Source organism: Roseibium sp. 10G30-5, from assembly GCF_055809635.1.
Genome location: NZ_CM147918.1, coordinates 2,802,959 through 2,829,726, shown reverse-complemented (window position 1 = coordinate 2,829,726; position 26,768 = coordinate 2,802,959). Strand labels below are relative to the sequence as shown.

General features: G+C 56.1%; 27 protein-coding genes and 2 pseudogenes. 9 read left to right on the top strand and 20 right to left on the bottom strand.

Going from position 1 to position 26,768, the window contains the following annotated elements; translation table 11 throughout:
- Positions 1 to 11: 11 nt before the first annotated feature.
- The 6 genes and pseudogenes from AC0L7U_RS14345 to AC0L7U_RS14320 all read right to left on the bottom strand — a co-directional run bounded on the left by AC0L7U_RS14345 (position 12) and on the right by AC0L7U_RS14320 (position 5,380).
- Positions 12 to 1,314: pseudogene (locus AC0L7U_RS14345) on the bottom strand (CpaE/TadZ family protein).
- 10 nt (positions 1,315 to 1,324) lie between these two features.
- Positions 1,325 to 2,050 carry a CpaD family pilus assembly protein gene (locus tag AC0L7U_RS14340; protein ID WP_473691636.1) on the bottom strand — a complete coding sequence of 242 codons (726 nt, stop codon included), beginning with the start codon at positions 2,048 to 2,050 and terminating at the stop codon, positions 1,325 to 1,327.
- A 10-nt stretch (positions 2,051 to 2,060) separates the two neighbouring features.
- Positions 2,061 to 3,455: a type II and III secretion system protein family protein gene (locus AC0L7U_RS14335; RefSeq protein ID WP_473691634.1), complete on the bottom strand. Its 1,395-nt coding sequence runs from the start codon at positions 3,453 to 3,455 to the stop codon at positions 2,061 to 2,063.
- Positions 3,456 to 3,508: 53 nt separating this feature from the next.
- Complete coding sequence (cpaB, locus tag AC0L7U_RS14330) at positions 3,509 to 4,288, bottom strand: Flp pilus assembly protein CpaB (protein WP_473691632.1); 780 nt, start codon at positions 4,286 to 4,288, stop codon at positions 3,509 to 3,511.
- A 294-nt stretch (positions 4,289 to 4,582) separates the two neighbouring features.
- Positions 4,583 to 5,101, bottom strand: a complete 519-nt coding sequence (locus AC0L7U_RS14325; RefSeq protein WP_473691630.1) for an A24 family peptidase — start codon at positions 5,099 to 5,101, stop codon at positions 4,583 to 4,585.
- Between the two features lie 102 nt (positions 5,102 to 5,203).
- Positions 5,204 to 5,380 carry a Flp family type IVb pilin gene (locus AC0L7U_RS14320; protein WP_473691628.1) on the bottom strand — a complete coding sequence of 59 codons (177 nt, stop codon included), beginning with the start codon at positions 5,378 to 5,380 and terminating at the stop codon, positions 5,204 to 5,206.
- Between the two features lie 453 nt (positions 5,381 to 5,833).
- On the opposite strand from AC0L7U_RS14320, the gene AC0L7U_RS14315 reads away from it, so the two are divergent.
- The 4 genes from AC0L7U_RS14315 (at position 5,834) to AC0L7U_RS14300 (ending at position 7,530) form a co-directional block, all read left to right on the top strand.
- Positions 5,834 to 6,337 carry a pilus assembly protein N-terminal domain-containing protein gene (locus AC0L7U_RS14315; RefSeq protein ID WP_473691626.1) on the top strand — a complete coding sequence of 168 codons (504 nt, stop codon included), beginning with the start codon at positions 5,834 to 5,836 and terminating at the stop codon, positions 6,335 to 6,337.
- A gap of 11 nt (positions 6,338 to 6,348) precedes the next feature.
- Positions 6,349 to 6,591, top strand: a complete 243-nt coding sequence (locus AC0L7U_RS14310) for a TadE/TadG family type IV pilus assembly protein (protein ID WP_473691625.1) — start codon at positions 6,349 to 6,351, stop codon at positions 6,589 to 6,591.
- An 85-nt stretch (positions 6,592 to 6,676) separates the two neighbouring features.
- Positions 6,677 to 6,931, top strand: coding sequence for a hypothetical protein (locus tag AC0L7U_RS14305; RefSeq protein WP_473691623.1), 255 nt, complete (start codon positions 6,677 to 6,679; stop codon positions 6,929 to 6,931).
- Complete coding sequence (locus AC0L7U_RS14300) at positions 6,928 to 7,530, top strand: TadE/TadG family type IV pilus assembly protein (RefSeq protein WP_473691622.1); 603 nt, start codon at positions 6,928 to 6,930, stop codon at positions 7,528 to 7,530. Before AC0L7U_RS14305 ends, AC0L7U_RS14300 begins: the two co-directional genes overlap by 4 nt.
- Before the next feature lie 34 nt (positions 7,531 to 7,564).
- Here the strand turns inward: AC0L7U_RS14300 and AC0L7U_RS14295 are convergent, their stop codons facing one another.
- On the bottom strand, positions 7,565 to 8,566 hold the full coding sequence (locus tag AC0L7U_RS14295; protein WP_473691620.1) for an aldose epimerase family protein: 1,002 nt from the start codon (positions 8,564 to 8,566) through the stop codon (positions 7,565 to 7,567).
- Between the two features lie 98 nt (positions 8,567 to 8,664).
- On the bottom strand, positions 8,665 to 10,164 hold the full coding sequence (locus AC0L7U_RS14290) for a phosphomannomutase/phosphoglucomutase (protein WP_473691618.1): 1,500 nt from the start codon (positions 10,162 to 10,164) through the stop codon (positions 8,665 to 8,667).
- Between the two features lie 637 nt (positions 10,165 to 10,801).
- Between AC0L7U_RS14290 and efeU the strand changes: the two genes are divergently transcribed.
- From efeU to efeO (AC0L7U_RS14270), 4 genes are read left to right on the top strand one after another with little or no spacing between them, the layout of a single operon-like run.
- Complete coding sequence (gene efeU, locus AC0L7U_RS14285) at positions 10,802 to 11,650, top strand: iron uptake transporter permease EfeU (RefSeq protein ID WP_473691617.1); 849 nt, start codon at positions 10,802 to 10,804, stop codon at positions 11,648 to 11,650.
- Positions 11,651 to 11,654: 4 nt separating this feature from the next.
- A complete protein-coding gene (gene efeO, locus AC0L7U_RS14280) occupies positions 11,655 to 12,857 on the top strand; it encodes an iron uptake system protein EfeO (protein WP_473691615.1) in 1,203 nt (400 codons plus the stop codon).
- Positions 12,847 to 14,172, top strand: a complete 1,326-nt coding sequence (efeB, locus tag AC0L7U_RS14275; protein ID WP_473691614.1) for an iron uptake transporter deferrochelatase/peroxidase subunit — start codon at positions 12,847 to 12,849, stop codon at positions 14,170 to 14,172. Before efeO (AC0L7U_RS14280) ends, efeB begins: the two co-directional genes overlap by 11 nt.
- 23 nt (positions 14,173 to 14,195) lie before the next feature.
- The gene (gene efeO / locus AC0L7U_RS14270) at positions 14,196 to 15,035 is read left to right on the top strand and encodes an iron uptake system protein EfeO (protein ID WP_473691612.1); all 840 of its coding nucleotides are present in this window, start codon (positions 14,196 to 14,198) and stop codon (positions 15,033 to 15,035) included.
- Positions 15,036 to 15,125: 90 nt separating this feature from the next.
- Here efeO (AC0L7U_RS14270) and AC0L7U_RS14265 read toward each other — a convergent pair whose 3' ends face one another.
- The 5 genes and pseudogenes from AC0L7U_RS14265 to AC0L7U_RS14245 all read right to left on the bottom strand — a co-directional run bounded on the left by AC0L7U_RS14265 (position 15,126) and on the right by AC0L7U_RS14245 (position 18,130).
- Positions 15,126 to 16,022, bottom strand: coding sequence for a ribokinase (locus AC0L7U_RS14265; protein WP_473695838.1), 897 nt, complete (start codon positions 16,020 to 16,022; stop codon positions 15,126 to 15,128).
- A gap of 95 nt (positions 16,023 to 16,117) precedes the next feature.
- Positions 16,118 to 16,747 carry a uracil phosphoribosyltransferase gene (gene upp, locus AC0L7U_RS14260; RefSeq protein ID WP_473691610.1) on the bottom strand — a complete coding sequence of 210 codons (630 nt, stop codon included), beginning with the start codon at positions 16,745 to 16,747 and terminating at the stop codon, positions 16,118 to 16,120.
- Positions 16,748 to 16,811: 64 nt separating this feature from the next.
- Positions 16,812 to 17,396 carry a DUF1688 family protein gene (locus tag AC0L7U_RS14255; RefSeq protein ID WP_473691609.1) on the bottom strand — a complete coding sequence of 195 codons (585 nt, stop codon included), beginning with the start codon at positions 17,394 to 17,396 and terminating at the stop codon, positions 16,812 to 16,814.
- 70 nt (positions 17,397 to 17,466) lie between these two features.
- Positions 17,467 to 17,943: pseudogene (locus AC0L7U_RS14250) on the bottom strand (DUF1688 family protein); the annotation flags it as partial.
- Positions 17,906 to 18,130 (bottom strand): hypothetical protein, encoded by a 225-nt coding sequence (locus AC0L7U_RS14245; RefSeq protein ID WP_473691607.1) that lies wholly within the window; start codon positions 18,128 to 18,130, stop codon positions 17,906 to 17,908. The pseudogene AC0L7U_RS14250 and the gene AC0L7U_RS14245, both read right to left, overlap by 38 nt.
- A gap of 287 nt (positions 18,131 to 18,417) precedes the next feature.
- On the opposite strand from AC0L7U_RS14245, the gene AC0L7U_RS14240 reads away from it, so the two are divergent.
- Positions 18,418 to 19,848 carry an MFS transporter gene (locus AC0L7U_RS14240; RefSeq protein WP_473691605.1) on the top strand — a complete coding sequence of 477 codons (1,431 nt, stop codon included), beginning with the start codon at positions 18,418 to 18,420 and terminating at the stop codon, positions 19,846 to 19,848.
- A 90-nt stretch (positions 19,849 to 19,938) separates the two neighbouring features.
- On the opposite strand, the gene AC0L7U_RS14235 is transcribed toward AC0L7U_RS14240, so the two are convergent.
- From AC0L7U_RS14235 to AC0L7U_RS14205, 7 genes are all read right to left on the bottom strand, one after another.
- Positions 19,939 to 20,934: an adenosine deaminase gene (locus AC0L7U_RS14235; protein ID WP_473691603.1), complete on the bottom strand. Its 996-nt coding sequence runs from the start codon at positions 20,932 to 20,934 to the stop codon at positions 19,939 to 19,941.
- Positions 20,935 to 21,098: 164 nt separating this feature from the next.
- Entirely contained in the window at positions 21,099 to 22,319 is a 1,221-nt protein-coding gene (locus tag AC0L7U_RS14230) for a phosphopentomutase (RefSeq protein WP_473691601.1), read from the bottom strand.
- Positions 22,320 to 22,492: 173 nt separating this feature from the next.
- Positions 22,493 to 23,812 (bottom strand): thymidine phosphorylase, encoded by a 1,320-nt coding sequence (gene deoA / locus AC0L7U_RS14225; protein ID WP_473691599.1) that lies wholly within the window; start codon positions 23,810 to 23,812, stop codon positions 22,493 to 22,495.
- Between the two features lie 3 nt (positions 23,813 to 23,815).
- Positions 23,816 to 24,595 carry a deoxyribose-phosphate aldolase gene (deoC, locus tag AC0L7U_RS14220; protein WP_473691597.1) on the bottom strand — a complete coding sequence of 260 codons (780 nt, stop codon included), beginning with the start codon at positions 24,593 to 24,595 and terminating at the stop codon, positions 23,816 to 23,818.
- The gene (locus AC0L7U_RS14215) at positions 24,592 to 25,401 is read right to left on the bottom strand and encodes a purine-nucleoside phosphorylase (RefSeq protein WP_473691595.1); all 810 of its coding nucleotides are present in this window, start codon (positions 25,399 to 25,401) and stop codon (positions 24,592 to 24,594) included. The genes deoC and AC0L7U_RS14215 overlap by 4 nt, the downstream gene beginning before the upstream one ends.
- 6 nt (positions 25,402 to 25,407) lie before the next feature.
- Positions 25,408 to 25,803: a cytidine deaminase gene (gene cdd / locus AC0L7U_RS14210; protein WP_473691593.1), complete on the bottom strand. Its 396-nt coding sequence runs from the start codon at positions 25,801 to 25,803 to the stop codon at positions 25,408 to 25,410.
- On the bottom strand, positions 25,800 to 26,768 hold the full coding sequence (locus AC0L7U_RS14205) for an ABC transporter permease (RefSeq protein ID WP_473691591.1): 969 nt from the start codon (positions 26,766 to 26,768) through the stop codon (positions 25,800 to 25,802). The genes cdd and AC0L7U_RS14205 overlap by 4 nt, the downstream gene beginning before the upstream one ends.

The window sequence follows — 26,768 nt, the reverse complement described above, 5'->3', positions numbered from 1 at the left end:
CCTGAACGAGATTAGCTGGCTTTCTTACGCTTCAGCTTTGTCAGTAGTCCCGTGAAGGGCTTTCGCCCTCCTTTTGCATTTTCGCGACGCCCCGAGAGCGTCGTTGCCATTTGTGTAAATAGACCCGCGAGGACGCTTTTTGAATCGACCTCCGCAATCATCTGCCCGTTGTTAGACGCCGTTCCAAAGATCTGCGGTTCAAACGGGATCTCGAATTTGTCCTTCAATCCGAGTGCCGAAGCAAATTCGGATGATTTGATTTCCGGCCGCTTGGGCACATTAACCTTGTTGAGAACAAGGTGCGGCATGCCATCATTGGGGCGCAAGCTTTTCAGCGTATCGACCACATTCTTGGCATTGCGCAAACTGGCAAGATCCGGCTCCGCCACCAGAACGATCTCGTCTGCCGACACCAGCACCTTTTTGGTCCAGCCATTCCAGGTATGTGGCACATCAAGCACCACGACCGGCGTCGTGGCCCGCATCAGGTCCAGCAGCCCCTCGAAATCGGCCTCGCCATTGTCATAGGCGCGATCAAGTGTGGCAGGTGCAGCCAGAAGATTGAGCCGATCATCACATTTGACCATGATGCGGTCGAGGAAGGTCTCATCCAGACGATCCGGCGACGACACCGCTTCGAAAACCCCCTGAATAGGGTCCTGGTTGAAATCAAGCCCGGCTGTCCCGAACGGCAGATCCAGATCTGCAATAGTCACTTCAGACGAGTATTTCTGAGACAATGCCCAGGCTGACGTTATGTGCAACCGTCGAGGCCCCACTGCCACCCTTAACGCCGAAAAATGCAATCGTTCGTCCCAGCGGAGCAGTGGTGTTGTCGGTGTAAAGCGAGCCAATGGCCGCGATGACGTCGTAGATCGACAAGGGATCGACCAGATATTCACTGACGCCGCGCTGGATCAGTTCGCGGTACAAGACAATATCGTTCAGGGCCCCAAGCACCACGACCTTTGTCCCGGAATCACAGAACTCCGCCAACCCGTCCAGTTCATCAAGGATCTGCTGATGCTTACCGTTCACCTCGACGATGATCAGGTTGGGCGTCGGCGCCGTGCCATAAAGATCGATCGCAGCGGGTACGCCACCGGGGTGGACTTTGACGTGCGCTTTCTCCATGCGCCGGTCCTGGCTCACGGTATCGAGCAGAGCGATGGTTTCCTCGCGCAGACAAAAGGCCTGGATCGAGATCCGGGGAATTGGCGCGATGAAGCCTTGGGCCTCGCCGCGACGATCGAGCCCGTCCTCTCCATTCGACTCGGAGACAGCCCCCTTAGGTGTGTTCAAATCGAAGTCCATGGCTTCCGTCCTAGTTGCCAGACGTGGTGGAATCGGAGCTTTCGGCATAACTCCCCGAAGGCGTCGTGCCAGCGCGATAGTTCTTGAAGACAGTCGCTCGGCGCATACGATCCGCAGGCGTTTGGGCGCGAGGTGTCATCAAATCTTCCGGTCGTTCGACCATGGCTGCAAGGTTTGCCTGCTGCGCACAGCCAAAGTTGTAGTAATCACCATTGGTGCCTGGGTTCGCAGCGATATCTGCCGGCCATTGACCACAGCCCTTCACCGTCGCTTTCATCGCATTATACGCCAGCCGGATGGGAGCGGGGCGGGTCGCATCGCTAACCGGGAAAGAGCGGACACTGACGCGCCCTCGCCCGATGCCACCTTTTGCCAACGCACGGCGAATATCCGGCAGGACATCATGAATTGCCACTTCATTTCCCGCACCCGAGGGCACCAGAACGGCAACGCGGCCCCCGCCATCCCTGCGTGCCTTGCGCGCAAAGGCAGTGACGGTCTCGCTCAATCCGCGATCCAGCGAACGTGGACTGTAGCCGATGGGCAGATCCAGCGTTTCCGGGCTTTCCTCGTACACAATCGGATGGCGGTAATGGTAGTCATTCGCCATCAGCAGGGCGGCGGGGTCACCCGACGTCGTATCGGTGGTTTGACATCCCGCAAGCATTGCCACAGCACCCATTGCCATCAGGCCGTTGCGAAGCTGGCAGAGCGAAATGGTCTTCAATGCAATCATCTGCCAACCCTCACTTGTAAATAAAGCCGACCTGACCCTGATAGGTCCCGGGCGCGCTTTGACCAGCCTTGCGATAAATCTTGTTCAGGCGGTTCATGAAAATGGATTCAGAGTCGGAGGCAGGCATCAGGTTCTCACCCGGACCATGCAGATCGTTCCGTGCAACAGGCTTGACCGTGTACGGCGTGACGAAGATCACCAGTTCGCTTTCCTTGTTCAGGAAATCGCGGCTCTTGAACAGCGGACCCAGCACCGGCAGATTCATAAGTCCGGGCACACCGCGAATGGTCTGTTCGTAAGACTTCTTCAGCAAGCCAGCCAGGACAAGAGTTCCTCCCGAAGGCAACTCAAGCGTCGATTCTGCCCGTCGCACTTTCAAGGCAGAAATGGTGATGTTGTTGGCCGTGACCGACCCGTCGCTGCTCAGATCGCTGACTTCCGTCTTGACGTGCAAACTGATGCGCCCGCCTGACAAGACAATGGGCGTAAAATCGAGCCCGACACCAAACTTCTTGTAGTCGACCGTCACCGTGTCGTTGGAGGACGATACAGGCACCGGGAACTCACCACCTGCCAGAAAGCTTGCGTTTTCGCCTGACACAGCTGTCAGAGTTGGTTCAGCCAGCGTGCGCACAATGCCGTTCCGGCGAAGGGCTTGAAGCGTGGCACTACCAGAGGCGCCGCCAGAGGCAAAAGAGCCACCAACTGCGGGCTGATTCACAATCGACGAATTCGTGTCAAAGGACGACGTCTGATTGTAAGAGGCCCCGAAATTGCCGAATGTGAAGGACCCTGAAAGCGACAGCCCGAGCTGCTTGATCACCGAGCGATCCACTTCGGCAACGGTCACTTTGAGGTAAACCTGCTCCTTGCCATCGACCGTGATCATGTTGAGGATCTGATCAGCCGTCACACCCTCTCCAGCAAAGCGTGCCGCAAGATCTGCCGCGTGTTGACTGTCAGATGCATTGGCAACCGAGCCGGAAAGAACGATATTGCCGTTGATGGATTCCGCCTTGATATGCGTATCTGGCAAAAAGCGATTGAGAATGGCAGTCAGATCAGACGTGTCTGTCTCGACCCGCAAGTTGAAACTGGCCAGTTCCGCGCCGCGACTGTCAAAAATCACCAGGCTCGCCTGCCCGGCCTTGTTGCCCAGCACGATGACGCGATGCTTGGTCTTGACGACCGCATCCGCCACGTCCGGGTTGGAGACCAGAACATCTGCCGCCTCGCCGCCCAGATTGATCACAACCGAGCGGCCCGTGCCAACATTCAACGTTTGGTTCTTCACGCGTTGATGGGACGCAATGTTGACCTGCTTGGGAAAGTCGCCCTGTGCCATGGCCTGACCCGAGATGACAAGTCCGAGGGCAAACAATGCTGCCCCGGCGGTCCGCATCATTGGCGTCCTCCGGTTAAGCATCCTGATTTGCTTGAAACGTGTCAGGAATTCAATCATTGCGTCGTTGCCTGAGTTGAGATGCCAAACTTGACGAAGTTCACGCCATCGCCTCGATTTCCAGCGCCGTCAGAGACCTCATCGGAACCAGAATCCTGCGCGCTGCGCAGAGCCAGAGAAATTGTGCCGACCTGCTGTGAGCGGGCGACCACCTCGGCTTGCTCCAGGCTCAGCTCCAGTGTGGCGGTTTTCTTTGGGGGTAAGGATTTGCGCTGATCGTCATCGCCCACCGTGTTGGTGTCGATTGCGAGAACCTTGACGTTTTCCAAAATCGTGCGGCTGGTTGCCTTGGTCCGGCTTTCTGACTGCGTCAAGATGAGATCGACGCGATCCCCCGGCAAGATAAACCCGCCTGCGGTGGTGCGGTCTTCGACCGAGACGGCAATGGCGCGTTTTCCCTTCGGCAGGATCGCAGCCATATACCCCTTGTCCGTTTTCACGAGACGCTGCTTGCGAATCGGCTCCCCCTCAAAAATCGCGGCGCGAGTGATCTGGCCGATGAGGGTCTTGCTTTCTCCAGGCGCCTGAGACTGACGGATGGAACCTTTGGGAATGGCGTCTTTTGGCCAGTCGCTCCACTGAATGTCTTTGGGGGTGAGCTTGCTGCCCAACTGCAAGTCTCGCGTTGCGACCAAAACCTTGTCGGTTTTTATGTCGACGGGGGCTTGAGCTGTCTTCTGCGCATCGTTTGAATCGCCACTGACCATAACCATGCGCGCCGCGAGAATTCCCGCGCCCAGCGCGACACTCAAAATCACCAGTCTTGCATAGTTCATGATCTTACCCAGACACTCGCTTCGCCACTTAGAGGGCTGTACTGTCAGGGAGTTTGCATGCAATTGGTCAAAACATAGTTAATAATAACTGACAAGACAAAGTTAACATCTGTTAACTATATCACGGTCAAAACTATGTAGCATTCGTCAGTATTACCTATGTGCCTCTTTAGAAAACTGATGAGAATTTCAGAATTATTCGGAAGAGATAAAAGATAACATCTTACATTGAGAGCAACCTGGATGGCTTTGGCTTGAGTTTTGTCGCGCGCTATGCACCCAGCAAATGCTGCCTCAAAATGTCAGCCGTGTCACACCATCCATCCACGGAGACCCCGCAAACGCCTGCACTGTCGCCACGCACATGGCAACACCATAAGGGATCTGAGTTTCCTTACGATGCAGACGCATCAGCCATTCCTGCTTCCACAAGAACGATGGCACGACGAAGAAAATACGAAAACCCAGCAACAACAAGGTCAGGACCATGCCATAAACGGCGGTCAGAAGCAGAAAGACCAGAAGATCACTGTTGAACCCGAACCAGATTGCCAGCACGCTGATCAGTTTTGCGTCGCCACCACCAATCCAACCGAATGAAAAGAAGGTCAAGCCGACCGAGATCACGATCAAACCAGCCAGAAGATGCCAGCCCCACTCCGCCAGCCCGAAACCTGATAGCCCGGCGGTCAGGAAAAACAGCACCAGCAAACTCAGGTTGAGCCAATTCGGAATCTTCATCGTGAAGAAGTCGGAGATCCCGGCAAAAACGACGAGGAAAACAAAAACAAGCAGCACCAATTCAAGGATCATGTCAGGCAACCGGTTTTAAACATCTTGCAAAGTACATCACAAAAAGAAAAGCGGACAGAGACTGCCCGCTTTCTGAAACGTATTTCGAACTGCTTTGCAGACTTAACCGCCAGCAGAATCCAGCGCATCACTGATGTTCGAAAAGAGGCCCTGAATGCTACCGGAAACAGTTCCGAGAATACCAATCAGTGCAACTGCAATAAGACCTGCGATAAGACCGTACTCGATTGCCGTGGCACCGGAGTCGTCCTTGGCAAAACGGGTCATCAGATTTTTCATGTTCATGCTCCAAGACCATTAGACAAACAAAGTTAGGCCGTCGGATCGTCATCGGTTCTGACCTTCGGCTGAAGCGACCATAAGGCGCTCTTCTTGCGATTCAGTTAATCCGAAGTATCGAGTTTTCAGCATATCCTATATTTTGACGAGCCATCTAAAGTCTAAGACATTGCTATAAGTACCACATGCCGCAATATACAGATATATTTAGAAATATTGAATAATCGACTAAACTAGATGTCATTGCAAAATCAAGCTTGTTGAACTTCAGCTGCTTGTAACGCGGAGCAATATAGCAGCTCGGGGTCGCGGCGAGCCTCGTGAAAAGTCAACAAAAACTACCTTCGGGAAAGAAATTTGGCCTTTTTGAGTATTAATGCAGCAATGTTAGGGCTTCGTTCACGCTAACCGCTGAAAATGGGCGAAAGTTCATCTGCCAAAAGAGTATCCGCAATGACGATCCTGCCCAGACTGATGATGCTGTGCTTTAGCCTGATGGCAGTGCCGCAGATGTGCCTGGCTGACGGTGATGCTCAAAAAGGCTCGGTCACGGTGACGATTGACCGCGCCAAAGTGTTCCGCATCGAAAGCCCGGCAGCCACAGTGATCGTCGGAAATCCATTCATTGCGGACGTCACGATGCAAGACAAGCGCACGATGGTTGTGACAGGCAAGGCTTATGGCACCACCAACCTGATCGTACTGAACAAGCAGAACGAGCCAGTGGTGGACGAGTTGATCGTAGTGAAAGCGGCAGAGGATATGACAGTCTCCGTGACGCGCGGCTCTCAACGGACGACACTCTCCTGCAATCCCGATTGTCAGCCCACGTTGCGATTGGGAGATTCGAAAGAGGCCTTCTCTGAAGTCGCCTCTCAGGCATCTCAATTGAAGTCACTCGCCACGGGCGCCGCCAGTGGTCAGTCGCCGATTGCGAGCGGTGAAATCCAACAGTAGTCTTGAGGAACATGCCGCAGCTTCGATTTTTCACGTATTGGCCCTCGCTGGCGCAACGAGCCAGACCTCTGACGACGGGGCTCGGGCAGTTCTTGCGGGATGAAAGTGGCGTCACCGCAATCGAATTTGCCGCCGTAGGTATCCCCTTTTTCATGCTGATTTACGGCATTATGGAAATCGGTCTGGCATTTACGGTCAATCGAGTTCTGGACTACGCGACACTACAATCCGCGCGCCTTATCCGGACTGGCTAAGGTTCAGAACGGAAGCATAAATCAGGCGCAGTTCAAGGCTGAAGTCTGCAAACGCATGACCATTTTATGCTCGCAGGACCGCCTCGTGGTCGACGTAGAAAGTTTTTCGCTGTTTTCGCAACTCTCAACGCTTCAAGCACTCGTCAATACAGCAACGGGCAAGCTCCTGGGCAAGTCCGTCTCTTTTGAGCCCGGCCTCCCGAATAGCATTGTAATCGTCCGCACAGTCTACAAATGGCCGATGATGACGTCCGTGCTCGGCATGGACAAAGGCGACACCGGCGACATGCAACGCCTGCTGTTCTCGACTGTCGTTTTCAGAAATGAGCCGTATAAATGAGCGAAAAAAGAGGCAAATCGGGGCTATCGAAGCTGTTATCCAACGGACGACTAAGCCATCTGTTCCGAAATACAGAAGGCGTGGCTGCCGTTGAATTCGCGCTGATTCTGCCCATCCTGCTGATCATGCTCATCGGCATTTCAGAGACGACCTTTGCACTCAATTGCGACCGCAAGGTCGGTCAGGCGGCAAGTTCCGTCGCGGATCTGGTTGCACAGTCACAAACCATTACCTTGCTTGATCTTTATGAAATCAAGCAAGCCGCCGATGCCATCATGGTGCCTTATACGAATCCGGCTTTGCAAATCACCGTCGCCAGCATCACCTTCACATCACAAGGCAAGCCGCAGGTCGACTGGAGCCGCAACCAGGATGGCGCGCAGCCTTGGTCACCCGGATCAACACCGCCGGTCAATGTGCCGAAATCCATGATTAGTCCCGGATTGTCGCTCATTGTCGGCGATGCGAGCTACACATACACACCACTGTTCGCGTCGCTGGCTCAAAATATTTTCCCACGACTGACCAAGATCCACCTGCATCACGTCTATTTCCTGCAACCAAGACTGAGCGACAAGGTCACACTGGTCACATCGTGATTTCATGCCGCTCAGATTTTGCAGACTGTACCGATCAGGCAAAGCGGAATTCGGTGACGTGATTATAGGCTTCTCCGGGATGTAGCAGAACATTCGGGAAAGACGGTTTGTTGACCGCATCGGGCCAACATTGCGTCTCAAGACAAAGTCCGGCGTGATTGCCGTAATGCTTGCCATTCAGCCCCGGCATGTCGATTGAGACCTTGCCACCGTCATAGACCTGAACGCCCGGCTCTGTCGTCCAGACTTCCATACGCAGATCCCCATCCGGCGCTTCAAGAGCGGCAGCGAATGTGACGTCCTCGTGAGCTGCGTCCGCAAGACAGAAGTTATGGTCATACACCACATCTTCCTCGCCCGCCTTGCGACGCAATTTTTTGCCCTCACGGAAGTCATAAGGTGTCCAGGCAACCTGACGGATCTCACCAGTCGGGATCAGATCTTCATCGACGGCCAGATAACCTTCTGCCGCCACTTCCAATGTGTGATCCAGAACCGTATCGCTGCCATCCAGATTGAAATAACTGTGCTGCGTAACATTGAGAGGCGTCGTCTTGTCGGTTGTTGCCGTATATTTGACCCTTAGCGCCCCTGTTCCCGTCAGCGTATAGCGCACAAGAACCTCAACCCGTCCAGGATAGCCTTGGTCGCCGTCTTCAGACACCAGCTTCAGCAGGACGCTTGCCTTGTCATGCTGTTCCAGTGTCCAGAGCCGGTGAGCAAACCCATCCGATCCGCCGTGAAGCTGATGCTTGCCGTCCTGATTGGCATCCAGCGTGTAAGTCGTGCCATCTATCTCGAACCGCGCATTGCCGATGCGGTTGGCACACCGCCCCGGCACCGCGCCGAAATACGGCGAATGGTACAGATAGCCCTCAAGAGTATCGAACCCGAGCACCACCGACTGACCATTGACCTTTAAATCGCGAATGATGGCGCCATAAGTCAGGATGCTGGCCTCGAGCGGGCCTTTCCTGATCGTGATTTCCTCCACCGTGGAGCCATTCTCCAGGACCCCGAATTCTTGAACAGACATTTTGTTTCTCACCTTCACGCGTTTACCGCCGAGCCTTCACAACGAAAAAGGGCGACAGGTCTCCCTGTCGCCCACTATCTTGATGTTTCCCAGAAAAATCAAAGGGTCTGATTGTAATCACCGACTTCGGGGTTCTCGCGCAGAACCGTATCGACTGCCTTGAACATGGCGTGCAGACGGTCCTTGGAGACAGGGCTTTCCACCACGACAACAAGTTCGGGCTTGTTTGAGGAGGCACGTACCAGACCCCAGGTGCCATCTTCGCTGACAACGCGCACACCATTGACGGTGATCAGCTCTTCGATCCTGGACCCGGCAACGGTCTCACCCTTTTCTTTCATCTCCTGAAAGCGCTTCACGACACGATCGACAACCTCGTATTTGACCTCGTCTTCGCAATGCGGTGCCATGGTTGGAGACCCGTAGGTCATCGGCAGATCGCGGCGCAGGTCGGCCATGGTCTTGTCCGGGTTGTGGTCCAGCATGTCGAGAATGGCGAGCGCCGAGATAACACCATCATCGTAGCCACGACCGATCGGCGGATTGAAGAAATAGTGGCCGGATTTTTCGAACCCAGCAATCGCACCCAGATCCGTTACGCGGCGCTTGATGTAGGAATGACCGGTCTTGTAATAATCGGTCTCCACGCCGTTTGCCTTCAGCACCGGGTCCGTGTTGAACAATCCGGTCGATTTGACGTCGACGACAAACTTGCTGTTGGGATAGCGGGCGGAAATATCGCGCGCAAGCATAACGCCCACCTTGTCGGCAAAGATCTCTTCACCTTCATTGTCGACCACGCCGCAGCGATCGCCGTCACCATCAAAGCCCAGACCGACCTCGGCACCGGTTTCCAACACCTTGTCACGCAGAGCATGAAGCATCTTCATGTCTTCCGGATTGGGATTATAGCGCGGGAAGGTATGATCCAGCTCGGTATCCAACGGAATGATCTCGGCCCCCAGCGCTTCCAGAATACGCGGTGCAAAAGCACCGGCTGTACCATTGCCGCAAGCTGCAACCGCCTTGATCGGGCGCTTGAGTTTCGCCCGATTTGTCAGGTCCTTGATGTAAACTTCATCAAACCCATTGATGAAATTGTAGCTGCCGCCACCCTTGATGTTGAATTGAGCTTCAAGAACGATTTCGCGCAGGCGTCCCATCTCATCCGGCCCGAAGGTCAGCGGGCGATCAATCCCCATTTTGACGCCGGTCCAGCCGTTGTCGTTGTGCGATGCAGTCACCATCGCAACCGCAGGAATATCAAGCTCGAATTGCGCGAAATAGGCCATCGGCGACATGGCCAGACCAATATCATGCACATTGATGCCAGAGGCCATCAGGCCGTTGACCAGTGCCATCTTGATGGTGGAGGAATAACTGCGGAAATCATGGCCAGTGACAATGTCCGGGCGAATGTCTCGCTCATGCATCAGCGTGCCAATGCCCATACCCAAGGCCTGCATGCCCATCAGGTTGATCTCTTTTTCAAACAACCAGCGAGCGTCGTATTCGCGGAAACCCGTGGCTTTGACCATTGGCTGCGATTCGTACGCATATGTATTGGGCTTCAAGGAAGCTTGGGGCTTAGGAAACATTTTCACCTCATTACCATCTTTAACGACAATGCTGTCAGAACCGCCGGATACCGTATGTCGATCTCCGGATATACTGATGCGAACCCGACTATTGCCTTGCTCTATAATCACGTCCAAGCGCAACAGAATTATGCCATCCCGAGAAACACAGCGAAGAAGCTGCGCAAATCAGACTTTCTGTGCCACTTGAACACCCGTTTCGGGCAAGGAATCATCCTTTAAATTGCCAAGGGTTAAAAAGCGCTGCACACGCAGGACACATTGATCCAACACCCGCAAGGCCTCTCCAACCGCGCATAAGCAACGCTTTTATAACGATAATGTTCCCGCACCCTTGGAAAACTGAAGAAACACCTCGTTTTCGGTGCCATTTTATTCTCCTCACAAACTTGACACACATAGTCATATTATTTACTCCGATCACATGGGTTCGCCCTGGTTGCCTTATTGCCTGTCATTCAACGGATTGTGCCAATGACCGCTTTGCGAAGTGTCCATGATCCGGGGTTTTCCCGGTTTACCTGAGCGGCCGCTTCCACATTGCGTGAGCACCGCACAGCCAATCTGGACTGATCGCGTCACGACAGCCCTTTAGAACAAGCATTGACCGGCTACGGCCTGAATACTGAGTACGAGAATGATAGCTCCATTTCTGATCATGCTTCGCGAGGGGATCGAGGCGGCTCTGATCACCGGGATCATCGCCACCTACCTGCGGCAAACCAACAGGACCCAATGGTTACCTGCTGTCTGGCTTGGTGTTTTTCTTGCCGTCGCGCTATCGCTGTTCGTCGGAGCTGCCCTTCAGTTCGCCAGCGCGGAATTTCCGCAAAAGGCTCAGGAGTTGTTCGAGGCAATCGTCGGCTTCATCGCTGTTGGAGTGCTGCTGTCCATGGTCTTCTGGATGCGCAAAGCCTCCAAGTCGATCAAACAGAACATGCAAGCCTCCATTGATGAAGCTCTCGCACACAAGAGTGGCGCAAGCTGGGCATTGATCGGCATGGTGTTTTTTGCTGTCGCTCGCGAAGGACTTGAATCGGTTTTCTTTCTGCTGGCGATTTTTCAGCAGAGCCCCGGCCCGTCGGCGCCTCTTGGTGCTCTTGGCGGGATCTTTGTCGCGGTCCTGGTCGGTCTGGCCATTTACGGACTTGGCGTACGCATCGACCTGAGGCGTTTCTTCAAGTGGACCGGTATATTCATCCTGTTCGTGGCTGGCGGCATCCTCGCCAGTGCGCTTGGCAACCTGCATGAAGCAGGCGTGTGGAACCTCTTGCAGGCCCGTGCCTATGACGCCAGCAACGTTCTACCGACCTCCAGCGTTCTGGGCACCATTCTATCGGGCGTCTTCAGCTATCAGGAAACACCCTCCGAGGGTCAGGTCATCGTCTACGTCGTCTTCCTTGTAGTGGCGCTGGGGTTGTTCCTGAAACCCGTGCCGCGCCCGACAAAGGCAGACGCCCTTTCCGCCCCAACCGAGAGCCGATAACACAATGACCGACAAGAAATCCCCACAACAAAACGGTCCGTCCAAGGGGCTAATGTTTACAGGTCTCGGGCTCTCGCTGGTTCTGGTTGCAGGTGGCGCTTTTGCCTTCTTCTATGCAACCGAGTTCAAGCAGTCTTCCAAGACGCCGGACGATGGTACAAAAGTGACCATCACCGCCAAGGTTTGCCAGCCGAACGCGCTGACCGTGCCTGCAGGAAAACGTAAATTCACTATCCACAACGCTTCTGAGCGAACGCTGGAATGGGAGATCGTCAAGGGCGTGATGGTGGTCGCGGAACGCGAAAACATCGTGCCCGGCTTTCACTCCACGCTGTCAGTCGATCTGGCTCCGGGCGATTACGAAATCACTTGCGGTCTTTTGTCCAATCCTCATGGCACCCTGCATGTCACGCAGTCCGACGAATACAAGAACGCTGCGTCGACCATTGGCGTACGTCAGTTCCTTGGGGCTTTGTCTGAATACAAGGTCTATGCCTTCCAGCAGGGCGATGAGCTGACAACCGCTGTACAATCCTTGGCCGATGCCATTAAGGCAGGCGATCTTGAAAAGGCGCAAGCGCTCTACGAGCCAGCCCGACTGCCCTACAAGCGTCTGGAACCAATCGCCTATCGCTTTTCGGATCTGTCCAACAAGATTGAACCGACTGCAGACTACCTTGAAGCACGCGAGGAAGATCCTGCTTTCATCGGCTTCCACCGCATTGAATACGCCCTTTTCAAGCAGCACTCCCTGGAGGGGCTGAAGCCCATCGCAGACGCCCTGACCAAAGATGTGCAAACGCTGGCGGATCGACTGAATGCCCTCCAGATCACTCCAGACCTGTTGCTGACTTCTCCTGCGGGTCTGGCAACGCAACTGGCATCGGGCCGTATCGCCAAGGGCGAAGAACATTACGCCCACACGGATCTGGCCGATCTTCAGGCCAATGCGCAAGGCATCACCAAGATTTCGGGGCTTCTTGAAGTCATTGCCAAGCCAGTTGCGCCCGACCTGGCCAAACAGCTCAAAGACCGCAGCGACACGCTCAATGCGTATTTTACCAAGCTGAAGCAGGGAAACAGCTTCCCGTCGTATGAGACCATCGACAAGGCAGACCGCGAAACCCTGGCGAAAGATTTCAGAGACCTTGCGACCACCTACGAGGCTTTGAAGGACAAAATCGGAGTGGCCCAAAATGGCGCGTGAAGACAAGAAATCCGATCTGACATGCCCAGTGTCTACCAATCGTCGACAGTTGCTGACCGGCATGGGACTTTTGGCAGGCGGAACACTTGCAATGGGGGCAGCGACCTGCCCGGCTTTCGCCGAGGGCAATGGTCCAACGCAGGTTACCGACGCGCCCGAAGGCAACATGGCCGAGCAGAACGAGCGCGTTCCCTTTCACGGTCGCCATCAGGCCGGCATTGTGACGCCACGCCCTGCCACCGGAATGGTTGTCGCGTTCGATGCCGTTGCCACCAGCAAGGATGATGTGAAGGCCATGCTGCGCAAACTTACAGAACGCGCGGCCTTCCTGACCAAGGGCGGCCCCTCCAAGGAGATCGACCCCAAACTGCCTCCACTTGATTCCGGCATCCTCGGCCCTGAAATTGCTCCAGATAATCTGACAATCACCGTCGGGCTTGGCGCCTCCTTCTTCGACGACCGTCCCTGGCTGAAATCGCTAAAGCCGAAGCAATTGCACCGCATGGACCAGTTTCCAAACGATGCGCTGGACTCAGATCAATGTCACGGCGACATCTCGGTACAGATCTGTTCCAACCTGACGGACACCAACCTGCACGCCCTGCGCGATATCGTGAAACACATGTCGCCCTATCTGGTGGTCCGCTGGATGCAGCAAGGCTCGGTGCCCATGGTTACTCCCAAGCCGGATCATGTGAAGGAAAGTGCGCGCAATCTGCTGGGGTTCCGTGATGGCACCGCCAATCCGGATACCCATAATACCAAGCTTATGAATGAGCTGGTCTGGATCCGCCAGGACCATCAGGAACCTGAATGGGCGCGCGGCGGCAGCTATCAGGTAGTGCGGATCATCCGCAATTTCGTTGAGCGCTGGGACCGCACTCCCTTGCAGGAACAGCAGACCATTTTCGGCCGCCAAAAAGTCAGCGGCGCTCCGATGGATGGCCACAAGGAGAGCGACGTCCCAGATTACGCTGCGGACCCCAAAGGCAAGATCACGCCACTGGACAGCCATATTCGCCTCGCCAATCCGCGCACGGCAGACACTCAAAAAAATCTCATTCTGCGCCGTCCGTTCAACTATTCAAACGGCGTCGCAAAGAACGGCCAGCTCGATCAGGGCTTGCTGTTTATTGTCTATCAGGCGGATCTGAAAAACGGCTTCATCACCGTCCAGAACCGTTTGAACGGAGAGCCGCTGGAAGAATACATCAAACCCGTTGGCGGCGGCTATTTCTTCGTTTTACCGGGCGTGGAAACGCCTGGTGAATATCTCGGCCAGTCCATGCTAGAGGCCGCGAACGTCCGGGCATAAGCCCATAACAAAAGGAACGAGAAATGAAACTGAAGCATCTGATGATGGCCAGTGTCGTCGCAACTGCGATGAGTGCAGTATCGCCGATCGCCATAGCTGCACCATCCAATGACATGACCCTGGAACTCGTCGGCCCGCTTTCTCAGTACAAAATCTACGTTGCCAAGCACACAGCCAGGCTCGTGAAAAATACCGAAGCTTTCACCAAAGCGGTGAAGGACGGTAAGCTCGAGAAGGCCAAGTCGCTGTTCGCTCCCACTCGTGTGGACTATGAAGCCATTGAGCCCATCGCCGAATTGTTCGCCGATCTCGATGCTTCAATCGACTCTCGCGTCGATGATTATGAAAAAGGCACGGAGGATCCCAAATTCACGGGGTTCCACCGCATCGAATACGGCCTTTGGGCCAAAAACTCGACCGAAGGTCTTGCCCCCTACGCCGACAAGCTGCTGGCCGATGTGAAAGACCTCAACAAGCGCATCATGGGCCTGACTTTCCCGCCCGAAACGGTTGTCGGTGGCGCCGCAGCCTTGATGGAAGAAGTTGCTGCCACCAAGATCTCTGGCGAAGAAGACCGCTACAGCCATACGGATCTGTGGGACTTCGAAGCCAACTTCAAAGGATCAGAGAAGATCTATGATCTGGTGCGTCCGCTGATCAAGAAGTCTGATCCGAAGTTCGTGGAAAAGGTGAATGCCAATTTCGATACTGTCAGCACAACCCTTGATAAGTATCGGACCGAAAACAACGGCTTTGAAACCTATGAGAAGCTGACGAAGAAGGACCGCGATCTGCTCTCTGCCAAGGTCAATACTTTGGCAGAAGATCTGTCGACGCTGCGCGGCAAGCTAGGTCTCAACTAAGAGGCACAGCCAGTACACGACCGATATACGAAAGGCGGGATGTTTGACATCCCGCCTTTTTGTTTCCCCGATCAGCGCGAACACCGTCTTTCAGGCGATTTTCACGCTCTCCACCAGCGCGAGAATGTCGGCCAGATCCGGAGCACTCGATTGTGCCCCCGTTTGTGTGCAGGCAAGACTTCCAGCGGCCACCGCCTGACGCAACGCTGTCAACGTCTCTTCCTTACGATCAAGTGCCGCCGTCAATGCGCCGCAAAAGGCATCTCCTGCCCCGGTCGTATCGCGCACCTGTATATGGGGAGGCAGCAAACGCCATATCGTTGTCCCATCTCCAGCAAGCACACCGTCCCCCCCAAGGGTCACGACGATCAAGTGTCCCTCGCGCGCCAGAGCCCCAACGAAAAGCTCCGGGCTTGAGGGCAGATCCAGCAACTCCGCCAGTTCACGAGCTTCGCCTTCGTTGACGATAAGCACAGCAACATCACGAGCCTGTTCGGCCAGATCGCGAGCCGGCATTGGTGCCGGATTCCAGACAACGCGCGTGCCCTTGTCGCGTGCCATCTTGAAGGCCAATGCGGTCTCATCGGCCAAAAGCTCGCCTTGCATCAGCAGGAGATCGTCTCCTGAGAGACTGTCGTTCAGCCAGTCTGCCTTGACGCGCGCATTAGCGCCACTGGCAACGATAATCTGATTTTCTCCAGCCTCTTCAACACCGATGAAGGCAAGACCCGTGCTGCAATCAAGGGTGTGGACCCCAGCCAGATCCACGCCATCCTTGGACAAATTGGTCAAGGCGGGGTCGGCGAAAGTGTCCCGTCCCACGGCCGCGATCATGCGAACCTGACCGCCCGCACGACGTGCTGCCAGCGCCTGATTAGCTCCCTTGCCGCCTGAAAATGACTGATGATCGGAGCCAAGCACCGTTTCACCGCGCACAGGAAGTCGCGGCACAGACACCACGAGATCCAGATTGATAGATCCGAACACAGTAATCAAAGAAGACCTCCCGACCCTTCCCCAGACATTCCCCCGCAGATCGCGTCCGGCGACCCAGAAATAGCACCGCCGGACACAGCCGGTTTTTACTTGGTGCCGTACATACGGTCGCCAGCATCGCCAAGACCAGGAACGATATAGCTTTTCTCGTTCAGGCCCTTATCGACCGCTGCCGTGTAGATCGGCACATCCGGGTGCGCCTTGATGAACTTCTCGATGCCTTCAGGAGCAGCCAGCAGGCACAGGAAGCGAAGATTGGTAGCACCGCGATCCTTCAGCTTTTGAACGGCTGCGATGGCTGAGTTTGCCGTCGCCAGCATCGGATCGACGACGATCACCAGACGCTCGTGCAGGTCTTCCGGTGCCTTGAAGTAATATTCGACCGGCTGCAGGGTTTCCGGGTCCCGGTACAGCCCGACATGAGCGACCCGCGCTGAGGGCACCAGATCCAGCATGCCTTCCAGAAGGCCATTGCCTGCACGCAGAACCGAGGCAAAGACAAGCTTCTTGCCAGCCAGAACCGGAGCTTCCATTTCCTGGATCGGTGTTTCGATAGTCTGAAGCGTCACCGGCAGATCGCGGGTCACTTCGTAACAAAGCAGAAGCGAAATTTCGCGCAGCAAACGTCGGAACCCCTGGGTGGAGGTATCCTTATCGCGCATGATTGTCAGTTTATGCTGCACCAGCGGGTGGTCAATAACAGTCGCTCCGGACATGGGCTTGCCTCTTGATGGTTGGCCCTTGCAGGGCAATTTATGACGCGGGTCAGTTTGACCCCTGCTATGCCTCGAATGGAAGCCAAAAAACACCCCTTTCCCGGAGAATTTTCTGGCCTTTCTCGATCCTCTCGCTGTGCTCGGCCTTCAGGATGGCCTGACCGCACGGCACGCTTCCCCCGCCCATCAGGCAGGTCAAAGGCAGCTCATCCGATGTGATGTCGAGTTTCTGGCGCAGATGAAGCGCGAGTTGCTCCAGCAAGGCCAGCGTCACGGCCCTCAGCACGGCAGCACGATCTATATGGGAGATGCCTGCGAGCATATCGTCAACCGTCAGGACTCCCGTTTCAAGAAACAGTGCCACATGATCGGCCGACGCCAAGCCAGGCAAGGCGTCCAGATTGCTGACCGGCACACCGGCCCAAGCCAGTGGCTCGACGCAGGACAAAGCAATTTCAAGAGCAGGTTCGTGCAAGGGAATAAAGTCCGCTTGCTCGAGTTCCGGTTTGGCTTCCGGCGCTGTCTCTGGCTGTGCTTGCGTGTGTCCAACGGGGTCTAGCGTCGTTTCGCTTGCGGATACAGCAGCCCGCCAGACATCCCCGACCAGAACGTCGTTGATGACTGCCCCACCGGACCAAAGCGCTGCCAAGGCCTTCAAGCACCCGATCAAGCATCAGCCGTGCATCGACGGCTTCACCGGCGGCATCAGACCAGATCGTGTACAGCAAGTGACCTGGGCGTACTTCGTCATTTTGTTCAAAAAGATCAGAGCGGGTGGAAATGACCTCTCCCAACCGGCGCAACTGTGCTGTCAACCGATGCAGGAGCGGCGCATTGGTGGCCAGATCAATTTGACATCCTGCGGCCACCTCGGCCTCTTCAAGCCTCACAAGCGCATCTGCGTCGACCCGCAGTGGATCAGAGGGATCAGCTGAAAATGCCCCCGACGCAAACATCGACAAGGCAGCCATGGCACGTCCGTCACGTCCCGACAGGCGCGCCCTGTCGACCGGATCGACAAACACCCAGCCCTTCGGGAAGGTGCCATTCATGGTGCTGGCGACAATTGCCAGATCGCCAGCGGCGGCGAGCATCTCGTCGGCGGTTTCAAACTGTCGTGCGGCCACCAATGTTGTCCAACGGTCACTGCCATCAACTTCAAACGCCCGCCAACAGCCAAAAGGCGGAAACTGCATGTCCGGATAACTCTCCGTCATGACGGTCCACACATGTGCGGCGCAAGCTTACAGGTGTGTCAGATCCACCGAGATACTCAGGCAATGTGCCTGCTTTCGCTGCTTCCAGATAGCTACGTGCGCAAGGCATGACCGGTGCGGCAGCCAGCAGGCCGATGGCCAGCGAGGGAGTATCCTGTTCGTTCATATCGGTCGCAGTGCCTTTTTTGCGATTTTCTTGCGGTTAGCCCTAGGCTGGAGACGCCCTCTGCTCAAGAGCCCCGATGCTCGTAGACGGTCTTTTAACCAAAAGAGACCAAATAATTCTGGAACATTGAGAACGAGCGAGCATTAATTTGAGGCATGACCTTTTTTTGGTCAGCTCACATGGTGTGCGCGTTCAAGGACAGACTGAGCCTTTTCCTTGAGTGCATCGCGCCGGTCTTTCATCCTGCCGATCATATTTGACGTGATCAGCCCGATATTTGAGATGCCATGTCGACTGTTTTCTCTATTGCCGCCTTGCTGGCGGGTTCCGCACTGCTGCTTCTTGCGGGCGGACTTCACGGCCTTCTTCTACCCCTGCGCGGGTTGGATGAAGGATTTTCAGATTCCTCTCTTGGCCTTCTTGGCGCCGGTTGGGCGCTCGGTTACATGATCGGCTGCGTTGTTGTGCCGATCATCGTTCGCCGCGTCGGCCACACCCGCTGCTTTGGCGTTCTGGCCTCCCTTGGCGGCGTCACACTGCTTCTCAACTTACTTCTGATCCATCCGGTTGCATGGATCATTCTACGGTCGTTTTCAGGCTTCTGTTTCGCGGGCGCTGCGATGATCGTGGAAAGCTGGCTTAACGAACGAGCCACGAACGAGAGCCGCGGCACGATCTTCGGCTTCTACACGATGATCAACCTGGGCGCGACGACCGCCGGCCAGTTGCTCCTGACCACAGGGGATGCACGCGGCTACACATTTTTCGTCATCGGCTCAATCATCTATTCCATGGCTCTGCTGCCAACAGCTCTGTCCACCGCAAGAGCACCAACACCTCTGACACAGGTAAAGCTCGACCCACGTGCGCTGTGGCGAAACTCGCCCATTGCCGTGGTGGGGATGTTCCTTGTCGGCATCTCCAATGGAGCCTTCGGCACCTTGGGCGCGGTTTACGCAAGGCGCATCGGCCTCGATGTGTCGGATATTGCCGTGATGATGTCTCTTGCCCTGCTCATCGGCGCCGCCGTGCAGGTTCCCGTCGGCTTTATTTCCGACAGAACCGATCGACGTCTGGTGCTGATTGCCATGGCTATATTGGCGATGGCTCTGGGCTTTACCCTGAGCTTCATGACCGGCATGTCCACTTTTCACCGCATCATCATCGTATCGCTGTTTGGCGGGGTCATCTATTCGATGCAACCGGTGTTGGCCGCACATGCCAATGACCATGCAGAACCCGGCACCTTCTTGAAAACCAGCGGCGGTCTGCTGCTGATCTTCGGCACCGGTACAATGGTCGGTCCGCTGGCCGCGGCTCCGTTGATGACCTATGTCGCTCCCGGCGCTCTGTTTCAGGTCACAGCGCTGGCGCATCTGTGCATCATCCTGTTTGCCATCTGGCGCATCACCCGCCGTGCAGCGCTTGAGAGCGAGGACAAGTCTGACTTTGTCCTCTCTGTTGGCACTGCACGCCTCAACACACCTGAGACGGCAATGCTGGATCCGCGCGCAGAGCAGGATATTGAAGACCTTGCAGAAGCGGAAGCCGAAGCAGCGGCACACTCGGCAGCAGATGAACCTGATGCTGAAACACTGCACGACGACGCACTGGCTGCGAGCGAACCGAATGGCGATGGTCCGGAAGATGTCAGCACACAGGCTGCATCTGAGAACGAAGACACGCCGTTGCCGAATGAACCGCCTCACAAATCTTGAGTGAAGTGTTTCCGCCCACGAAAACCCCGCGCATCCAGAATTTTGGCCGTGCGCGGGGCATGTGACAAACGCGACAGTCTGACGACACAATCAGGTTATCCGGGCGCTGTCCAAACGCACCAACAAACGCTGCCGCGTACTCGCATCACAAAATGCCGCCTCGATGGCGGTTCGTGTGATCGCCATCTGATCTTCAAAGGTCAGGTCAAAGGCCTGCGCAACTGCGTCATATTCCTTGCTCAGGGTGGTGCGGAAGAACGGCGGATCATCGGAATTCAGCGTCATCCGCACGCCTGCTTTTTGCAAGCGACGGAAAGGATGGAACCGCAGGTGCGAGAACAGGCCCAACGCAATATTCGATCCAGGGCAGACTTCCAGCACGATTTTCTCACGTGCCAACCGGTCCAGCAGCACTTCATCCTGAATAGCTTGCACGCCATGTCCAAGACGCTTGACCTGGAGAAAGTCCAGCGCGGCAACAATGCTTTCAGGGCCGCCAAACTCTCCCGCATGGGCTGTCAGACCAAGCTCCGCGTCCGCTGCAATGCGAAAGGCCCGCGCGAAATTGGCTGGATGACCGTCTCGCTCGTCGCCCGCCAGACCAAAGCCCGTTACCAACGGATGCGGATTAGCGACAACCTCGCGTGCCACACGCTCCACGGCAGCGCCGCCAAAATGGCGTACGCCGATTGCAATCATGCGTCCTTCGATGCCAGTATCTGCCTTGGCTTTCTCAATGCCGGCGGCAAGACCCTGCACATAGGATGAATAGGACAGCCCCGCTGCCTGGGCATGATCTGGTGAGATAAAAACCTCGCCGTAAATGGCCCCTTCGGCGGCCAGCATCCGGAAATAGGCCTCACTCAAAAGGGCGTAATGTTCGGGCGTCTTGAAGACACTGCTGGCGACATCATAAGCCTCCAGAAAACTGGTGAAATCGGACCAGACATAGCGTCCGCGTGCGTCAATAATCCCTGATACATCAACGCCTTGCTCCTGTGCCAGCCGCTTCACCAAAGATGCCGGAGCAGCCCCTTCGATATGACAATGAAGTTCAGCCTTGGGGACCGTGTGTGTCACATTCATGCGAAGGTCTAACCATTCATTCAGACGTGAAAAAGCCCATTGCGCTGAACAGGCTAGCGTCCTTCAAGCCTGCCACAGAACACAGCCGAGGGAAACGTGAAAGCCACCCTCAATGCCTCCAGAAGCGTCAGGAACGAAAGATCCCCTTCACCATCAACAGGATTTCAAAGGAAGCTTTTGCCGTGAGCGCCAGACACGACGCCCAGATACTGCGCGACACTTGCACCAATGTCGGCGTATGTTTCCAACCCTCCGAGATCTCCGGTTGCTGCACTGCGCTGGTACACGAGCACCGGCACATGCTCACGGGTGTGGTCTGTGCCGCGCCACGTCGGATCACACCCGTGATCCGCTGTCAAAATCAACAGGTCGTCGTCGTCAAGAGCTGCCATCAGTTCAGGCAAGCGCCTGTCAAAATGCTCCAGCGCTGCGGCATAGCCTGGCACGTCTCGGCGATGCCCCCACAAAGAATCGAAATCAATGAAGTTGGCAAAGACGAGATCGCCTGACCGGGCCTGCAAAATTCCCTCCAACGTCTTGTTGAAGAGATCGTCGTTGCCATCGCCCTTCAACACCGAGCTGACGCCCTGATGCGCAAAAATATCGGAAATCTTTCCAATCCCAATCACCTGACGCCCGGCGTCTGCCAATCGATCCAGCAATGTCTGTTCGGGCGGCAACACGGAATAGTCACGCCGGTTGGCTGTGCGCTTGAACGTCTCTGGCGTTTTGCCGTTGAAAGGCCGCGCAATGACACGACCAATATTGTAAGGGTCAGCCAGTTCGCGTGTCGCTTCACATAGCGCATAGAGACGTTCCAGACCGAAATGATCCTCATGTGCGGCAATCTGAATGACGGAATCTGCCGATGTGTAGAAAATCGGCTGCCCGGTACGGATGTGTTCTGCGCCAAGTTCAGCGATAATCTCCGTGCCCGAGGCATGTTTATTGCCAAGAACGCCGGGAATCTCGGCCTTCGCCACGATGGCGTCAGTCAGTTCCGCCGGGAATGTTGGAACCGACTGCGGGAAATAGCCCCAATCGAAGAGCACCGGCACACCAGCAATCTCCCAGTGTCCCGACGGCGTATCCTTACCGTTCGACACTTCAGCCGCATAGGCATAACGCCCGGTCAATGTTCCACCGCCACCGAGATCCGGCAATTCCTTGCCGGTCGAGGCGCGCGCGGCCCGTCCGAGGCCGAGTCTGTCCATATTCGGCAGCAGCAACGGACCGGAACGAAGACCCTCACGATCCCCCTCTCCTCGCGCGCAAGCGTCTGCGATATGCCCGAGAGTGTCAGACCCGGCATCTCCGAAGCGCGCGGCATCGGCAGCGCCTCCAATTCCAAAGCTGTCCAGCACACACAGAACTGCTTTTGCCATGACGTTTTCCCTATAGAGCCCTGCCTTTTGGCGGCAGGTGCGGCCGAGATGTTAGGCGGACGATGACACATCCACCCGTGCCTTTGCTGCAAGATCAGACTGGCGCTGACAACGGATAATTGCGACAGACGTAACCACGCCTGCTACAATCATCCTACCATCCGGGTTTTCATTTAATCCGCGCCAATGCGCTCCACGACAGCCAGATTGTCCGGCACCTGACGTGCCTCGCCGATCGTGTAGGCCGCCTGCACCGCAGCCGAGGCGACAGCGATCTGCTCCGGTGTCTGCGCGTGGACAAGTGCAATGGGCGTTTCACTGTCGACCCGGTGGCCGATACCAGCCAGTTCACTCAAGCCGACAGTGGGGTCGATGGTATCGCCCGCCGCCTTGCGACCGCCGCCCAATTCAACAACCGCCAGCCCGACACCGCGTGCGTCGACCGCAATGACACTGCCAGCGTCCCGAGCGTAGACCGGTTCTGTCAAGGGCGCTGACGGCAGATAGGCTTCGGCCTTTTCCATGAAATCAGCGGGTCCACCAAGGGCGGACACCATCTTGCCGAACACCTCTGCCGCACGGCCACTTTCAAAGGCCTGCCGCATACGGGCGCAGCCTTCCTCAGCGTTGGCCGCCAGGCCGCCGGTGACCAGAAGTTCCCCGCCCTGCGCAACAGTCACGTCCCACAAGCGATTATCGATGGAGGTGCCCTTCAGAAAATCGACGGCATTTTGAACTTCCAGCGCATTGCCCGCCGCCGATGCCAATGGCTCATTCATGTCGGTCAGAAGTGCTGTTGTCTTAAGCCCTGCTCCATTGGCGACCTTGACGAGACTTTCCGCAAGACCACGCGCCTTTTCCAGCGTGTCCATGAAGGCTCCCGTGCCCCATTTCACGTCCAATACAAGCCCTTGCAATCCAGCAGCAAGCTTCTTCGACAGAATCGAGGCTGTGATCAGGTCCAGACTTTCCACTGTGCCGGTGACGTCACGAATGGCATAGAACCGCTTGTCCGCAGGTGCCAGATTACTGGTCTGGCCAATCACGGCGCAGCCCACCTCTTTCACCACCTTGCGGAACAACGCATTGTCCGGCTGGGTCTGGTAGCCGGGAATACTATCAAACTTGTCGAGCGTGCCACCTGTGTGACCAAGGCCCCGCCCGGAAATCATCGGCACCGCCGCCCCACAAGCCGCCAGCGCCGGAGCCAGCATCAACGAGACATTGTCTCCGACACCGCCGGTCGAATGCTTGTCCAGGACGGGGGCATCCAGATCAGACCAGTCGAGAACATCGCCGCTGTCACGCATTTCCAGCGTCAGGGCAACACGCTCCTCAATGGTCAAACCACGAAAGAAGATCGCCATTGCAAGTGCCGCGACCTGTCCTTCGGTTACACTTTCATTCGCCAATCCCTTGACGAAAAAAGCAATCTCATCGCGTCCCAGCGTTCCGCCGTCTCGTTTCTTGCGAACAATTTCCTGTGGCAGCATGACTTAGTATCCCTGAACCACTGTAGCGTCCGAACCTTCGATGGTGGCAACCAGCGCATCCAACAAGCCGCTTGCCCCAAAGCGGAAGGTTGCCGCCGATACCCAGTTTGCGCCCAATAAACGCTCTGCGAGAGCGAGATATGCCGTTGCATCATCGGTCGTGCGAATACCACCCGCCGCTTTGAAGCCGATATCGGACAGCGTGTCGCGCCGCGTTTCCTCAATTACTGTCAACATGACCTCCGCTGCGTCCAACGTCGCATTGACCTCGACCTTGCCAGTCGATGTCTTGATGAAATCAGCTCCAGCGTGAATGGCAATTTCACTAGCCATATGAATGAGCATCGGCTGTTGCAATTCGCCGGTCTCCAGAATGACCTTCAGCAATGTCGGGACGGGAATAGCGTTGCGGACTCGGATGATCTGTTCTTCGGCAAAGCCTTTGCTGCCGTCCATGAAAGCCTGATAAGCCATCACAAGATCGATCTCGTCCGCGCCATCGGCAATAGCCTGTCTGGTTTCTGCAAGAACGGCAAAGGTGTCCGTACCGCCATGCGGAAAGTTGACCACAGTTGCAACCTTGACGCCCGTGCCCCGCAAGGCGGCTGCGGATTGCGCCACGAACTGAGGAAACACGCAAACAGCGGCAACATGGCCATAGGGCGTCACTGCTCGCTTGCACAAGGCGTCGATGTCCGCCTCGGTGCAGCCGTCATTCAGATTGGTCAAATCCAGCAAGCCGATTGCACGGCGTGCGATATCCACCTGAGTTTCCGATGTCATTCAGCCAACTCCTTCACGAAGGCGCGCACAAGTCGCTTCATCCGTTCCATGCCCTGGGCCGCAACAGCTTTGGTCTGGTCGTGGGACAGGGTCTGCTCAACCATGCCGGCCGCATAATTGGTGACCAACGACAAGGCCGCAACGCGCAGACCAAGAAACCGCGCGAGAATAACTTCAGGAACAGTCGACATGCCAACCGCATCCGCCCCAAGGGTCTTTGCCATGCGGATTTCGGCGGGCGTCTCGAAGGACGGGCCTGAAAACCACATATAGACCCCCTCACCCAATGTCTCGCCGTTCGCTTTGGCAGCCGTTGTCAGCACCGCTTGAAGATCACGGTCATAGGCTGCAGACAGATCCACGAAACGCGCTTCGCTCGGTTCGCCAATCAGCGGGTTGAGACCGGAATAATTGATATGATCGGTGATCAGCATCGGTTCGCCGGGACCGACATCCTCTCGCAATGAGCCGGAAGCATTGGTTGCCAGCACGATGTCGCAGCCAAGCGCCTTCAACGTTTCCATTGGTGTGCGCATCACCTGCGCATCGCCATCTTCATAATAGTGCGCCCGACCGGCCAGAATAACCACCGGAACACCACAGAGTATGCCTGCGACCAACTCGCTTGCATGGGCAGAGACAGTGGATACTGGAAAGCCGGACAGTTTGGCGTAGGGGATGCGAACCGCATCTTCAACTTCATCGGCCAGAGAGCCAAGACCGGATCCCAGGATCATGCCGACGCGATAGTCGCCGGGTCGTGCAGCGCGGATGATTTCTGCGCATTCGGGGCCAAAGCCACTCATGATTGCCTACCCTTGTGATTCGAGTTCAAAACCGGCAGGCAAAAGCTCTGCCACCGTGAAGCTACGGACGATGCCGTCAAGATCCCCTATGTGGACCTTCACATCGCCCTTCGCAAACTCCTTGAGCTTTTGTCGACACCCACCGCAGGGCGTGCACAACGCAGCGTCTCCAATCACAACAGCTTCGCAAATGCGGGTCTGGCCCGCCAAAATCATGGCAGCAACCGCCCCCGCCTCGGCGCATGTGCCTTCCGGATAGCTGGCATTCTCGACGTTGCAGCCGGAATAGATCTCGCCGTTTTCCGTGCGGAAAGCAGCGCCGACCTTGAATTTGGAATAGGGCGTATAGGCTTTCTCGCGGGCAGACCGCGCAGCCTCGAAAAGTGTCTGAAGCTCGCTCATGTGCGTTCTTTCGAATAAGGAATACCGGATGCCTTGGGCGGAATGGCCTTGCCGATGAAGCCTGCCAGCAGAATAAGCGTCAGCACATAAGGCAGCGCCTGAAACACTTCTACCGGGATCTTGCCAATGAATGGCAGTTCCTTGCCTTGCAAGAAGATCGCCATGGCCTCCAGGAAGCCGAACAACAAACAAGCGAACATCGCATTGACCGGTCGCCATTTGGCAAAGATCAAGGCGGCGAGCGCGATATAGCCCTGCCCGGCAGTCATGTCACGGATGAACCCCGCCGACTGCGAAGTCGACAAATAAGTGCCAGCGATCCCGGTCAACACACCACAGATGATGACCGCACGGTAGCGCAGCCACGTGACGGAAATGCCAGCCGTATCAACCGCAGCCGGATTTTCACCAACGGCACGCAGGCGCAGACCGAAGCGGGTGCGAAACAGCACCCACCACGTCAACGGCACAGCCAAAAAGGCCACATAGACCAGAATGCTGTGCCCCGACAGAATACCGGAATAGATCTGACCAACGCCTGGCACATCATGCAACTGGTCCGCGAAGGGTAATTTCAACGGCATGAAACGTTCGCCACGGCTGAGAGACGGCGTGCGGCCGCCCTGATGAAACCAGGCTTGCCCCAACAAAGCCGTCAGGCCTGCAGCGAGAAAATTAATCGCAACCCCGGAGACAACCTGATTGCCTCTGTTGGTGATGGCGGCAAAGCCATGCAGCAGGGCAATGGCCACACCAACCAGAATGCCCGCACCCAGGCCAACCCAGGCACTGCCCGACAAAGACGCCACCGCAGCAGACGCAAAGGCTGCACCCAGCATCTTGCCTTCCAGACCAATGTCGACGATGCCGGACCGCTCCGAATAAAGCCCCGCCAGACATGCGAGCAACAAGGGAGCGGACAGGCGAACGGTTGCCTCAAGCACGAATGTCAAAGTATCCAGCAT